The 12565-nt window shown below is 55.1% G+C and carries 11 protein-coding genes; 7 read left to right on the forward strand and 4 right to left on the reverse strand.

Going from position 1 to position 12565, the window contains the following annotated elements:
* Positions 1–94 precede the first annotated feature (94 nt).
* The 3 genes from ACESYO_RS16035 to ACESYO_RS16045 all read right to left on the reverse strand — a co-directional run bounded on the left by ACESYO_RS16035 (position 95) and on the right by ACESYO_RS16045 (position 3420).
* Entirely contained in the window at positions 95–763 is a 669-nt protein-coding gene (locus ACESYO_RS16035; RefSeq protein WP_058963065.1) for a PIN domain-containing protein, read from the reverse strand.
* 47 nt (positions 764–810) lie between these two features.
* Positions 811–2919 (reverse strand): glycogen debranching protein GlgX, encoded by a 2109-nt coding sequence (gene glgX, locus ACESYO_RS16040; RefSeq protein WP_058963066.1) that lies wholly within the window; start codon positions 2917–2919, stop codon positions 811–813.
* A gap of 159 nt (positions 2920–3078) precedes the next feature.
* A complete protein-coding gene (locus tag ACESYO_RS16045) occupies positions 3079–3420 on the reverse strand; it encodes an arsenate reductase family protein (RefSeq protein WP_058963067.1) in 342 nt (113 codons plus the stop codon).
* Between the two features lie 138 nt (positions 3421–3558).
* Between ACESYO_RS16045 and ACESYO_RS16050 the strand changes: the two genes are divergently transcribed.
* From ACESYO_RS16050 to ACESYO_RS16060, 3 genes are all read left to right on the forward strand, one after another.
* Positions 3559–4041, forward strand: coding sequence for a GNAT family N-acetyltransferase (locus tag ACESYO_RS16050; RefSeq protein ID WP_058963068.1), 483 nt, complete (start codon positions 3559–3561; stop codon positions 4039–4041).
* 68 nt (positions 4042–4109) lie between these two features.
* Positions 4110–4871 (forward strand): peroxide stress protein YaaA, encoded by a 762-nt coding sequence (yaaA, locus tag ACESYO_RS16055; protein ID WP_373210830.1) that lies wholly within the window; start codon positions 4110–4112, stop codon positions 4869–4871.
* Between the two features lie 51 nt (positions 4872–4922).
* Positions 4923–5387 (forward strand): peroxiredoxin, encoded by a 465-nt coding sequence (locus tag ACESYO_RS16060; RefSeq protein ID WP_276872370.1) that lies wholly within the window; start codon positions 4923–4925, stop codon positions 5385–5387.
* Between the two features lie 120 nt (positions 5388–5507).
* Here ACESYO_RS16060 and ACESYO_RS16065 read toward each other — a convergent pair whose 3' ends face one another.
* The gene (locus ACESYO_RS16065; protein ID WP_283128922.1) at positions 5508–6794 is read right to left on the reverse strand and encodes an L-cysteine desulfidase family protein; all 1287 of its coding nucleotides are present in this window, start codon (positions 6792–6794) and stop codon (positions 5508–5510) included.
* A gap of 214 nt (positions 6795–7008) precedes the next feature.
* Between ACESYO_RS16065 and ACESYO_RS16070 the strand changes: the two genes are divergently transcribed.
* The 4 genes from ACESYO_RS16070 (at position 7009) to ACESYO_RS16085 (ending at position 12451) form a co-directional block, all read left to right on the forward strand.
* Entirely contained in the window at positions 7009–9120 is a 2112-nt protein-coding gene (locus ACESYO_RS16070; RefSeq protein WP_276871913.1) for a sigma-54 interaction domain-containing protein, read from the forward strand.
* A 340-nt stretch (positions 9121–9460) separates the two neighbouring features.
* On the forward strand, positions 9461–10630 hold the full coding sequence (locus ACESYO_RS16075) for a MalY/PatB family protein (protein WP_276871914.1): 1170 nt from the start codon (positions 9461–9463) through the stop codon (positions 10628–10630).
* Between the two features lie 52 nt (positions 10631–10682).
* Positions 10683–11948 carry a dicarboxylate/amino acid:cation symporter gene (locus ACESYO_RS16080; protein WP_058963075.1) on the forward strand — a complete coding sequence of 422 codons (1266 nt, stop codon included), beginning with the start codon at positions 10683–10685 and terminating at the stop codon, positions 11946–11948.
* Positions 11949–12082: 134 nt separating this feature from the next.
* Complete coding sequence (locus ACESYO_RS16085; RefSeq protein ID WP_058963076.1) at positions 12083–12451, forward strand: RidA family protein; 369 nt, start codon at positions 12083–12085, stop codon at positions 12449–12451.
* The last annotated feature ends 114 nt before the right edge of the window (positions 12452–12565 follow it).

A 12565-nucleotide genomic window follows, 5' to 3' on the forward strand; every position in this document is an offset into this window, starting at 1 on the left:
CCCCTTAAGGGGCTTTGCTAGTATTATGCCCTTCTAGGGCTTACTCAAGCCACCGGCTCAGCCGGTGGTTTTGACTGTCTGGCCGGGAAGCGCCTCAGGGCTCCCGCAGCTTTTCCTGCCGGTCAAAGTAGATGCCGGTGACACCGTTGGCCTTTTCCACGATGCTCTTTTTCTTCTTCTCTGCCATCTTTTTGAAGCGGGGTTCCTTTTCCAGTGCCTCCAAAAAGCGCTTGCCCTTTTTCTTGGCATTTTCGGGAATGGTTTCGCATACCCGATAAACCAGCTCGGCGGCTTCATTGTCACCGTTCAGCAGCACCCGGATGCGCTTTTTCCGGGGATTCAGCTCCGGCTCCCGCGCCGGTTCCACCTTGCGGGAGGCAATTTCTTTGGCGTTGGCATAACCCTGACCGACTGCCAGTTTTTCCACCATCACGCCCCGCTGTGCCCAGAAACCGGACAGCACCTCGTAATCACTGTCGTTGGAGACAATATAAATCTGTCTTTCTCCGTTGGCAGCACACAGACCCACATAGGATGCAATGGCAAAATCCATTGCGTTTTTGGTGTGTACCTTCTCGCCGCACCACACGATCTCAATCTGACCGGAAGCCCGCATGCAGGTTTCCAGCATGGAAAAGTTAATGCTCAGCTTTGCGTCGCCGGAAAAAGCGAACACACACATTTTATCTTCGGGGCGCATCTGTTCCGCCACGGCAAGCCAGGCGGTGCCCACATTCTCGGTATCAACCAGATAAGTTGCCATTGTTTTTTCACCTCAATGGTATAGTATACACCATTTTCCCGCCTGCATCAAATTGCACCGCCCGGAGGGATCAGCCGGAACACCGCCGCACTGCGGGGCCCCATCTCCAGCGAAACTCCGTTGAAGCCAGCAGGTGCAAAGGGATTCTCCTCGCTGGTGTGCAGCACCAGATGCCAGCAAAAGCCCTGAGGCGGAGCGGGCAGCTGCTGCGTATGGGGTTCCCAGTGCATGTTCAGCGCCAGCAACAGAATATCGTCGTTTTCATCGGCCGCATCTCTGCCGGCGAACAACACGCCGATCTGGCGTGTCTCGGGCAGAAACTCACTGTTCCAGGCTTTGCCATTGTTGTGCAGCGAAAGATCCTTCCAACCGCAGCGGCTGGGCGCAGTGGCTGCCCGCAGCACCGGATGAGCCTTGCGCAGTGCGATCAGGCGCCGGGTAAAATCAAAGAACTCCCGGTTCCGTTCCAGCTGTTCCCAGTTCAGCCAGGAGATCTCGTTGTCCTGACAATAGGCATTATTATTGCCGTTCTGGCTGTTGCCGAATTCATCCCCTGCCAGGAACATGGCCGCGCCCCGGCTGCACAGCAGCACGGTCAGGGCATTTTTGCGCAGCCGATCCCGCAGTGCATTCACCGCCGGGTTCTGGCTGGGGCCTTCCTCCCCGCAGTTCCAGCTGTTGTTATCGTCAAAGCCATCGGTGTTGTTCCAGCCGTTGGCCTCGTTGTGCTTTGTATTGTAGGCGTACAGATCATACAGCGTGAAGCCGTCGTGGCAGGTGATGAAATTCACCGTGGCGTTGGGGCGCTTGTCCGGCGGATAGAGATCCGGCGAGCCGCAGATGCGCTGCACGACCGCCTCGGCCATGCCTGCATCGCCTTTCAGAAATTTGCGCAGATCATCCCGGTATTTGCCGTTCCATTCGCTCCACCGGTTCCAGGACGGGAAACTGCCTACCTGATACAGGCCGCCCGCATCCCACGCCTCCGCGATGAGCTTCACATGGCTGAGCACCGGGTCAAATGCCAGACTTTCCAGCAGCGGCGGTTTGGACAGCGGGCTGCCCGTTTCATCCCGCCCCAGAATGGAAGCCAGATCAAAACGGAAGCCATCCACCCGGTATTCCACCGTCCAGTAGCGCAGGCAGTCCAGAATAAACTGGCGCACCTGTGGATGGTTGCAGTTCAGGGTATTGCCCACCCCGGAGAAATTGTAATACCGGCCATCCGGCGTGAGCATGTAGTAAATGTTGTTGTCCAGCCCCTTGAAGGAAAAGAAGGGGCCGGTCTCGTCGCCTTCAGCGGTATGGTTGAACACCACGTCCAGAATGACTTCGATGCCGTTTTCGTTCAGGCTGCGAATCAGCCGCTTGAGCTCGGTGCTTTCACGGTTCAGCTCCGGCTCCGCGGTGTAGTCCATGTTGGGCGCAAAAAAGCAGATGGGGTTGTAGCCCCAGTAATTGCGCAGCTTCTGGCCGTTGACCACCCGCTCCTCCGCCTTTTCGTCGAACTCGAACACAGGCATCAGCTCCACTGCATTGACGCCCAGCTCCAGAAGATAGGGGATCTTTTCCTCCAGCCCCGCAAAGGTGCCCGGAAATTTAACCTGAGAGCTGCCATGCTGAGTAAATCCGCGCACATGCATCTCATAAACGATCATGTCGGAAAACGGAATACGGGGATTGTGGAAGGTTCCCCAGTCGAACGTATCCTCCACAACCCGGGCATGGTAGGTGCGGCCCAGCCGTTCACCGCCAGCCCAGATGCTTTGCACCGTCACTGCACGGGCATAAGGATCCAGCAGGAATTTGGTTCGGTCGAAAATCAATCCCCGGGCGGGATCGTTGGGGCCGTCTATCCGGTAGGCATATTCAATGTCCTGAATATCCAGATCAAACACAATCATGGAATAAGTGCCACCCATTCGGCATTCTTCCGGAAAAGGCAGCACTGCAAAAGGCTCCTGGTCGGCCTGATGGAACAGGCACAGCTCACAGGAGGTGCCGTTGAAGGAATGGATGGTGAAGCTGACGCCGCCCGGCACCAGTGTGGCCCCATTGGATAAAAACAGCCCCGGACGAATCTGAAAGCCGTTTACTTCACCGGTGGCATGCAGCCGCCCCGGAAGCAGGGACCCGGAATTGGGCGTTCTGGACATGAGTATTCCCCCTCTCGCCTTGGGCCTGTGTGTTTTTTCACAGCAGGCCCTTTTCTTTCATGATACCAAAATCCGGACTCAAAATGGAACAGCGAAACTGCCAAGAAACCTTACGGTTCCTTGTGCGAAACATCAAAAGTATTCCGGTGCTCAAACCGATCACTCCCAATTCTGCCAGATCTCCGGGCAGTAGCCCGCCGTAGCCTGCCGTCCGTTGCGCACAATGGGCTGGCGAATCAGATGCTGGTTTTCAAACAGTTTGTCTGCCTGCTGCTCCGGCGCCAGAAAGCGAAGCAGGGCCAGCGTGTCCTTGTCTTTTGCGGTTTCGTCCACCATACTCTGCCAGCCGCCCAGTGCGCGGCAGACGTTATCAAACTCGCCCCGGCTCATTCCTTTTTCCTTCAGATCGATCATCTGGAATTTGATGCCCCGCTCCTTGAACCACCGCTGGGCCTTTTTGGTGTCAAAGCTTTTGTTGGTGCCAAAAATCTGAATATTCATGGTTTGCTCTCCCTGTTTTTGTATCGTTGCATGAATCAATTATACCACAGCTCCCGGAAAAGCGGTGCGGGGGTCTGCCTCTTGCCGCCGTTTTGTAGTATACTGGTATCAATATCTCAGCCGAAAGGATGACCTGTTATGACCATTCGACATGCCTACCCCGCCGATCTGGACGCGCTGGACAAGCTGGAGCAGCAATGCTTTCCGCCCGAGGAAGCCGCTACCCGGGCCGCCTTTTCCCAGCGGCTTGCTGTTTTCCCGGAGCATTTCTGGATTGCGGAAGAAAACGGGGAGATTGTAGCCTGTGTGAACGGATGTGTGAGCGACGCTCCCCTTTTGCAGGACGAAATGTTTGAGGATGCCGGTCTGCACAACGAACAGGGCGCCTGGCAGATGCTCTTCGGGGTGGAAACCCACCCGGTTGTTCAGGGCAAAGGCTATGCCAGCGCACTGATGCGCCAGATGATCGAAGATGCCCGTGCGCAGGGGCGCCGGGGCGTGGTGCTTACCTGCAAACAGGAGCTGCTGGATTTTTATCGCCGGTTCGGCTTTGAAAATGAGGGCATTTCCGCCTCTCAGCACGGAGGCGCGGTCTGGTACGACATGCGGCTTCGCTTCTGAATTTTGCCACGGCAACATCCGAAGTCGCGGCGCTCTGTTAAAATTAAGAACCAAAAGGAGGCTCTGCCATGAAGTTCATCATCTCCCCTGCAAAAACCATGAATGTGGATACCGATACGTTCGCTCCGCAGGCTTTGCCCCGCTTTCTGGAGCAGGCCGAGGAATTGAAGAACTATCTGCAAAGCCTGGACTACGCCGCCTGCAAGGCTCTCTGGAACTGCAGCGATGCGCTGGCAGAGGCAAACTTTGAACGACTGCAGAAGATGGATCTGCACCGTTCACTGACTCCTGCACTGTTTGCCTACGAAGGCATCCAGTATCAGTACATGGCCCCCGGAGTATTCACCGAAGAGGAGCTTGACTATGTGCAGGAACATCTGCGAATTCTTTCCGGCCTGTACGGTCTGCTGCGCCCGCTGGACGGCGTGACCCCCTACCGGCTGGAGATGCAGGCAAAACCGGTGGGATTTCGCTGCAAAACGCTGTATGAATTCTGGGGCAGCCAGCTGGCAGATGCACTGGCCGTGGAAACCGACTGTGTGGTGGATCTGGCCTCCAAAGAATACAGCAAATGTATACTGAACCGACTTCCCGTTTCCGTGCGGCGGGTGCAGGTAACCTTTGCTCAGGAGATTGGCGGTAAACTGAAGGAAAAGGCAACCTTCGCCAAGATGGCCCGCGGTGCAACGGTACGCCACGCGGCCGAACAGAATTGCCGGACTCCGGAAGAACTGCGTTCCTTCTGTCGGTTCGGTTTTGCGTATTCTCCGGAATATTCTTCAACGGATCATCTGGTATTTATCCAGGACCCCAATTGGAAGTCTGACTGACCAATTTTGACCATTTATTTTCCCATTAAAAACAAAAAGGAGCGATTGTTTATGCTGCAAATCGGAACTCAGGCCCCTGCTTTTACCCTCAACGACAAGGATGGAAACGCCGTCAGCCTTGCAGATTTCAAGGGCAAAAAGGTTGTACTGTATTTCTATCCCCGGGATAACACCCCCGGCTGCACCCGCCAGGCCTGTGCCTTTGCCGCCCGTTATCAGGATTTTTCCGCAAAGAATACCGTGGTGATCGGTGTGAGCAAGGATAGCGTTGCCTCCCATCTGAAATTTGCCCAGAAATATGATTTGCCCTTTGTGCTGCTTTCTGACCCGGAGCTGCAGGCCATTCAGGCTTATGATGTGTGGAAAGAGAAAAAGCTCTACGGCAAGGTGAGCATGGGTGTGGTTCGCACCACCTATCTGATTGATGAGGAAGGCGTGATCCGCTGGGCCAAGGAAAAGGTCAAACCGGACGAAAATGCGGGGGAACTGCTGGTTCTGCTGGAGCAGGAAGGCTAATCGCTCCCCATATTCCCGCAAATTCTTTGATAAACGAAAAACTGCCGCACCAGCAAATACCGGTGCGGCAGTTTTTCTTATGAGAAGAGAGAAAGGAAAAGAAATAATCAAAAGAAGGTTTTAGCCCCGATCTTTTTCCATCATGATGTCCAGAATGGTTTTGTCGGTAGCCGTCATGCCGGGGTTGCTGATGCGGCCCATATTACGGATGGCCTTTTCGGGGGTGGTATCGCAGATGCCGTCGCTGGCGCTGACCACAACGCCACCCATGGCCAGATAGGCACTCATGAGTGCCGCATTGGATGCGGTGGCCAGCTTCAATGCGCAGCCGATCTTACCGCCGTCGCAGATCATACCGGTCAGGTTGCCGCTCATGTTGATGATGGCCGCGCCCATCTGGGCATCGTTGCCGCCCATCAGCCAGACCATGGCTGCAGAAGCAGAGGCCGCGGCGGAAACACCACAGCCACAGGTGGCGCTGAGTTTGCCGGTAAACAGCTTGATGTAAACGTTCAGCATGTGTGAAAAGGCCAATGCCTTTACAGTCGCTTCCCGGCTTGCATTCAGGTGCTTTGCCATTTCCACAACCGGAATAATGGCGGTAATGCCGTGGTTGCCGCTGCCGGCGCTGCTCATAACCGCATAGGGGCAGCCGGACATGCGTCCCTCGGCGCTGGATGCCACACGAACCATGGTATTGCTGAACAGATTGTCGCCCATGGCTCCCTTCAGCTGAGATTTCAGCGTATCGGCAATGCCAATGCCCAGCCGGTTTTCCAGGCCGTAATCCGCCAGGTTTTCGTTCATCTCGGCGCCATCCATCATAAAGGCCAGCTCCTCTTCGGTGGCGCTGTCCACAAGTTCCCGAATTTGAGCGACGGTCATGGTTTTCAGCTTCTCGTGCAGCTCATCCTCGCCGCCCAGCGTATATTCCTTTTCAAACAGCACCTGATTGTTTGCGCTGGTGTAAACAATGTTGGAATGGGTATTGCGAATTGTGCTGATGCCAATGCCCCGGGTGGTGATTACCTCCGCGTGGGCAAACAGCTGAGTTTCCTCTTCTGCGATGGTCACACTCACCTGCTTTTCCTCCACCAGCCGGGTGGCTTCCTTGCTCACAATGGGGGTAATCTCCTCCAGCAGCTGCAGGCCCTTCTCCGGATTGCCCAAACAGGCACCCAGGGCAGCGGCATACTTCAAACCCACACGGTCAAATCCGGGAATACCCACCGACATGCCGTTTTTGTAAACCCCCGGGTTCACTTTCATTTTCACCGATACGATCTGCCCGCCAATGGCATGATAGGCATCCGCGGCGGCCAGAGCCACACACACCGGTTCGGTGCAGCCCAGCGCAGGCACAACTTCCTGATGAAGAAGATCCAGCATTTCCTGTTTTGTAAGCATTTGATTTGCACTCCTTTTTCCTGTTATGTACTGCCGCTTCGGCGCGGCGTTGTTCCTTCTGCCCCAATTATAGCAAGATTCATGCCAACCTGCCCTGAACGACAAAAAATGCGGCAGAAAGAATTTTCCCCTTGACAAGTTTACTGTAACGGGTTAAAAATGGAATTAGAATCGGTTTATTTGGTTAAGTAAATTGGTCGCAGGAGAAGAATTCATGAAGAACATTGCGATAATTTCCTGGGATCCGCTTGCCGGGCGGTTTTACGGCAAGCAGGTAAAGGATCTGTTCGGAGATCAGGTAAGTGTGCAGGTATACAGCGTGCGGGATGGTTCCGTAAACCAGTTACCCCATCGGCGCTATGATCTGTACATGACCTCCACCGACGCCTTCGAATCCGGCAGCGATCTGCGGCAGTATCTTCCTCTGGATGCGGAGATCACCGAGATTGAGCTTACTTTTTTGTGGGATGTGATTCGCCGGCTGCAAAAGCTGCCCGCCGGAAGCCGGGTTCTGTTTGTTAACCTGAGCGACAAGATGAGCCGGGAAGCGGTCAGCCGTCTGAACCAGCTTGGGGTAAACCAGCTGCAATTTGATCTGTATCACCCGGGCTGCCCAAGCCCGGACATGAACCTGTACGACTTTGTGATCACGCCCAGTGAGCAGCGATATGTACCTGAGGGAGCAAAGGAAATCATTGATATCGGCCAGCGCGTCTGCACCAGTGCCACCATGACCGAAGCTGCATTGAAGCTGGGGCTGGAGGATCTTCTGGAAACGCCCCGATTCCAGCATTATCAGGAGATCGTGGCCACCAACACCTACAGCTTTGACCGACTCTTCAACCGCAGTCGCCGCCTGGAAAGCCAGTTTGATATCTTGATGGAAATTCTGGACGAGGGGCTTGTGGGGGTAAACGAAAAGTGCGAGGTGTTTGCCTGCAACAAAAAAATGGAGCAGATCACACAGGTCAGCAATCGCCTTGCGCTGCACCGCCGGGCCAGCGAAGTGTATCCTTTTATCCCCTTTAAACAATGCCTGAAAAGCAAGGAAGCGATTCCCGCCAAGGTTGTTCGGGCCGGCGGCACCAACCTGACGGTAACCGTAGCCCCGGTATTGCGAAGCGGGGTATGCCTGGGCGCATTCGCCACCGTGCAGCGCTTCAGTGATGCAGAGCAGAAGCAGAACGAACTGCGCAGCCAGCTGAGCCCCAAGGGATACCGGGCAAAATATACCTTTGAAAATGTAATTGGCCGCTCCCCCGCCATCCGGCGAACCGTTGAGATTCTGAAAAAGATGGCAGCCACACCTCTGCCGGTGCTTCTCATTGGCGAAACAGGTACCGGTAAGGAACTGTTCGCCCATGCCGTGCATAACGCATCTCCGCGGGCACAGGGGCCTTTTGTGGCCATTAACTGCGCTGCCATGCCGGAAAATCTGCTGGAAAGCGAGCTGTTTGGCTATGCGGACGGCGCATTTACCGGAGCCCGCCGGGGCGGCAAACCCGGCCTGTTTGAATTTGCCCATCAGGGCACCCTGTTTCTGGACGAAGTGGAGGGGATGAGTCCGGCACTGCAATGCAAACTGCTTCGGGTTCTGCAGGAGCATGAGATCATGCCGGTGGGCGGAAATCAGATCATCCGGGTGGATGTGCGCATCGTTGCTGCCACCAACGAAGATCTGGAACAGCGTGTGGAGGAGGGCAGTTTTCGCCGGGATCTGTATTACCGGCTGAACACGCTGCCTGCCCTTATTCCTCCTCTGCGTCAGCGGGAAGGCGACCTGCTTTTGCTCATCGAACATTTCCGCCAGAAAAGCGGAGTGGAATTCACACTTTCTCCTGAACTGAAGCAGATGCTTCTGGCGCACCAGTGGCGGGGCAATATTCGGGAATTGCGCAATGTGGTGGAATATTTCAGCTATACCGGCAGTCAGGTAATTACACCGGCAGACCTTCCCCCCACCTTCCACTATCTGCCTTCTGAAACAGCGGTTCCCCACAATGAAAAGCCCGTCAGCGTGGCAGACAGTTCCCCTTCTTCCCTTGCTTTCCCGCTTTCGGCACCCGCTCCGCTGGAGGAGGACCAATGGCTGGTTCTGCAGCTGATTCATCAGGCTGCCCGTCAGGGGCGTTCCGCCGGGCGGGATACCATCCTCGCCGGCGCCCGGCAGATGGCCCGCCCCCTTTCACAACAGCAGGTTCGCCGGTTGATGCGGGAGCTGGCGCAGGCCGGATATCTGCAGATTGAACGGGGGCGCGGTGGCAGTCACCTCACCGAAGAGGGGCTGCGGATGCTGGCGGATCACACATCTTCCAACCAATTGTAACCATTTTATACAACTCGACCAAATTAGACCATGTAGTCACAGCTTTTAACCAATTAAATCTTTTTTAGCAAATTGCTCACACGATCCCCCCTTTTATATAAGGTAGCACAGACCGGCCCCGAACCATCTTTCGCGGGCCGGTCTGTTTTTTCTTTTCCGTGAATTCCTTTTGTTCCAAGAACTTCTTGGCAACTTGCTGCAAAGAACCCCCGTGAAACCGTGAAAACGCTGAAACGAAGCGCAACGCCGTTCGTTTTTTCCTTCTTGGCATGCCTCTTGCTTATAACTTGGGCAAAGAAACGTGGGCCAGCGCCCAGACAGAAAGGCAGGAAACTGACACATGAAATACGATTTTGATACTGTTGTGGACCGCAGCAAAAACAACGCCGCCAAATACGATGAACGAATCAAGAAGTTCGGCACCGACAAGGTAATCCCCCTGTGGATCGCGGATATGGACTTCAAGTCGCCTCAGCCGGTGATCGACGCTTTAACCGCCCGTGCACAGGAAGGCATCTGGGGTTACACCAGCCGCCCGGCCAGCTACTTTGAAGCCATCTGCAACTGGCAGCAGCGCCGCCATGGCTGGACCATCGATCGCAGTCTGGTAAGCTGGAGCCTGGGCGTTGTGCCCGCACTGAGCATGCTGGTAAAGCTGTTCACCCCGGAAGGCAGTAAAGTGCTGATCCAGACCCCGGTTTATGGTGAGTTTTACGATGTGACCGAAGCCTGGAACCGCACTGTGGTGGAAAACAAGCTGGTGGAAAAGGACGGCAAATGGACCGTGGACTGGGAAGACTTTGAAGCCAAGCTGCCTCAGGTGAGCATGTTCCTGCTGTGCAGCCCTCACAATCCTCTGGGTATCGTATGGACCCGCGAGGAGCTGACCCGCATGACCGATCTGTGCCGTAAATACGGCGTGCTGATGGTTTCGGACGAGATCCACTCGGATCTGGTGTTCCATGGCAAAACCCATATCCCCACTGCCAGCCTGTCTGAGCAGGTTGCCTGCGAAGTAATCAGCTGCATTTCCGGTACCAAAACCTTCAATCTGGCAGGCCTTCAGGCTTCCACCACCGTCTTCCCCAATATGCGGATGAAGGAACTGTATGACAAAGCCTGGATGAACATGGATATCCACCGCAACAACGCCTTCAGCCTGACCGCCATGGAAGCCGCCTTCAACGAGGGTGAGGAGTGGCTGGATCAGCTGCTGGAATACATCGACGGGAATTTCAACTTCATCCGGGATTACTGCGCCGCTCACATTCCGCAGATCAAACCCAATCTGCCGGATGCCACCTATCTGGTCTGGCTGGACTGCCGGGAGCTGGGCATGAGCAATGAGGAGCTGCGTCGTTTCATGATCGAAAAGGCCGGGCTTGGCCTGAACGAGGGCTGGAGCTTCGGGCGCAGCCTGAACGGATTCATGCGTCTGAACGCCGCCTGCTCCCGCAAGGTTCTGGAACAGGCCATGAAACAGCTGGAAGAGGCTGTGCAAGCATTATAAACAGGAATAACGCCTCGTGCGGACGGGGCGATAAAGGAAAAGGAGAATCATCATGTCTAACACTACCACCAAGAAATCGTCCTTGTGGCAGCAGTACAAGCTTCCCATCCTGCTGCTGGGCGGCATTGCTATCGGCTCCATCATCGGTGTGGTCTCCCCCAGCCTGGGTCAAACCCTCAAGCCTGTGGGGCAGATCTTCCTGAACCTGATGTTCACCATCGTTGTGCCTCTGGTGTTTGTGTCCATCGCTTCCGCTGTGGGCAGCATGGCCAATATGAAACGCTTGGGCAAGATTCTGGGCAGCACCATTTTCAGCTTTCTTGCCACCGGCGCCATTGCAGGCGTCTGCGTGCTGGTATGGGTCAATCTGTTCAGCCCCTCTGCCGGAACCAATATCCAGATGGGCACCAGTGAAATGGGCGAAATGCAGAGTGTGAGCGACATGATCGTCGGCTCTCTTACCGTGGATGATTTCTCCGGCCTGCTGAGCAAGGATCACATGCTTCCTCTGATCATTTTTGCCATCCTGTTCGGCTTCTGCGTTTCCGCCTGCGGCGGCGATGAAAGCCCGGTGGGTAAGCTGCTTGCCAACCTGAATGAAGTCATCATGAAGTTTATCGGCCTGATCATGGCCATTGCTCCCATCGGTCTGGGCGCATATTTTGCCAATCTGGTTGCCGAGTACGGCCCTCAGATCATTGGTGACTACGGCCGTTCCATGGTGGTTTACTATCCCCTGTGCCTGCTGTATGTGGTGGTATTCTTCCCCCTGTATGCCTTCTTTGCTGCCGGCAAGCTGGGTGTAAAGCGGATGCTGAAATACATTTTTACCCCCGCAGTAACTGCCTTTGCCACTCAGAGCTCCGCTGCCACCCTGCCTGTAAATAAGGAAACCTGCGATAAGATCGGCGTTCCCAAAGACGTGAGCGATCTGGTTCTTCCCATGGGCTGCACCATGCACATGGACGGCTCCGTTTTGAGCTCCATTACCAAAATTGCATTCCTGTTCGGCGTGTTCAACATGTCCTTCACCGGTGCGAGCACCTATGCCATGGCCATTGTGGTGGCAATTCTGTCTGCCTTCGTGCTGTCCGGTGCACCTGGCGGCGGCCTGGTTGGCGAGATGCTGATCGTAAGCATGTTTGGCTTCCCCGCCGAGGCATTCCCCCTGATCGCCACTCTGGGCTTCCTGTTTGACCCCGCTGCCACCTGCCTGAACGCTTCCGGCGATACCATCGCTTCCATGATGGTTGCCCGCATGGTCGAAGGCAAGGACTGGCTTGTGAAAGTGGTAAAGGAGAAAGGTGAAGCTGCTTAACTTTTTGCATTTTTTGTTTTCCGCCCATTGAATTTCTTGTAAAAAGTTGATATAGTATAAATAGTTTAGCAGCTCTACATCTTTTGTATGTAGCCACTGCTGCACGCATCAATTCTTTAAGGAGGCTTTTTCCCATGACTATCATTGATACCAAGAACGCTCCCGGCGCCATCGGCCCCTACTCTCAGGGTTTTGTGGTGGGTGACCTGGTGATCACCTCCGGCCAGCTGCCGGTTGATCCCGCTACCGGCACCATGCCCGAAGGCATCGCTGCTCAGGCTGAGTGGAGCTGCAAGAACGTGGGCGCCATTCTGGAAGCTGCCGGCTCCGGCCTGGACAAGGTCGTCAAGACCACCTGCTTCCTGGCTAACATGAGCGACTTCGCTGCCTTTAACGAAGTGTATGCCAAGTACTTCACCTCCAAGCCCGCCCGCAGCTGCGTAGCTGTGAAGGATCTGCCCAAGGGCGCTCTGTGCGAGATTGAAGCCATTGCTGAGAAGTAATCAAGGCTAACAAAGCCCCCGACTGTAGCGTCGGGGGCTCAGCCTGTCGAAAAAGGCCACCTATCGGTGGTCTTTTTCTCGTATAAGGAAAGGGAATGCGGTATAATGGTGTGG

Origin of the sequence: Allofournierella massiliensis (assembly GCF_964241245.1) — a bacterium.
In the GTDB taxonomy this organism is placed as follows: domain Bacteria; phylum Bacillota; class Clostridia; order Oscillospirales; family Ruminococcaceae; genus Allofournierella; species Allofournierella massiliensis.

Excerpts from the sequence above, each read along its gene's own strand:
- ACESYO_RS16035 (WP_058963065.1), bottom strand. The coding sequence starts at position 763 with ATGGCAACTTATCTGGTTGATACCGAGAATGTGGGCACCGCCTGGCTT.
- glgX (WP_058963066.1), bottom strand. The coding sequence starts at position 2,919 with ATGTCCAGAACGCCCAATTCCGGGTCCCTGCTTCCGGGGCGGCTGCAT.
- ACESYO_RS16045 (WP_058963067.1), bottom strand. The coding sequence starts at position 3,420 with ATGAATATTCAGATTTTTGGCACCAACAAAAGCTTTGACACCAAAAAG.
- ACESYO_RS16050 (WP_058963068.1), top strand. The coding sequence starts at position 3,559 with ATGACCATTCGACATGCCTACCCCGCCGATCTGGACGCGCTGGACAAG.
- yaaA (WP_373210830.1), top strand. The coding sequence starts at position 4,110 with ATGAAGTTCATCATCTCCCCTGCAAAAACCATGAATGTGGATACCGAT.
- ACESYO_RS16060 (WP_276872370.1), top strand. The coding sequence starts at position 4,923 with ATGCTGCAAATCGGAACTCAGGCCCCTGCTTTTACCCTCAACGACAAG.
- ACESYO_RS16065 (WP_283128922.1), bottom strand. The coding sequence starts at position 6,794 with ATGCTTACAAAACAGGAAATGCTGGATCTTCTTCATCAGGAAGTTGTG.
- ACESYO_RS16070 (WP_276871913.1), top strand. The coding sequence starts at position 7,009 with ATGAAGAACATTGCGATAATTTCCTGGGATCCGCTTGCCGGGCGGTTT.
- ACESYO_RS16075 (WP_276871914.1), top strand. The coding sequence starts at position 9,461 with ATGAAATACGATTTTGATACTGTTGTGGACCGCAGCAAAAACAACGCC.
- ACESYO_RS16080 (WP_058963075.1), top strand. The coding sequence starts at position 10,683 with ATGTCTAACACTACCACCAAGAAATCGTCCTTGTGGCAGCAGTACAAG.
- ACESYO_RS16085 (WP_058963076.1), top strand. The coding sequence starts at position 12,083 with ATGACTATCATTGATACCAAGAACGCTCCCGGCGCCATCGGCCCCTAC.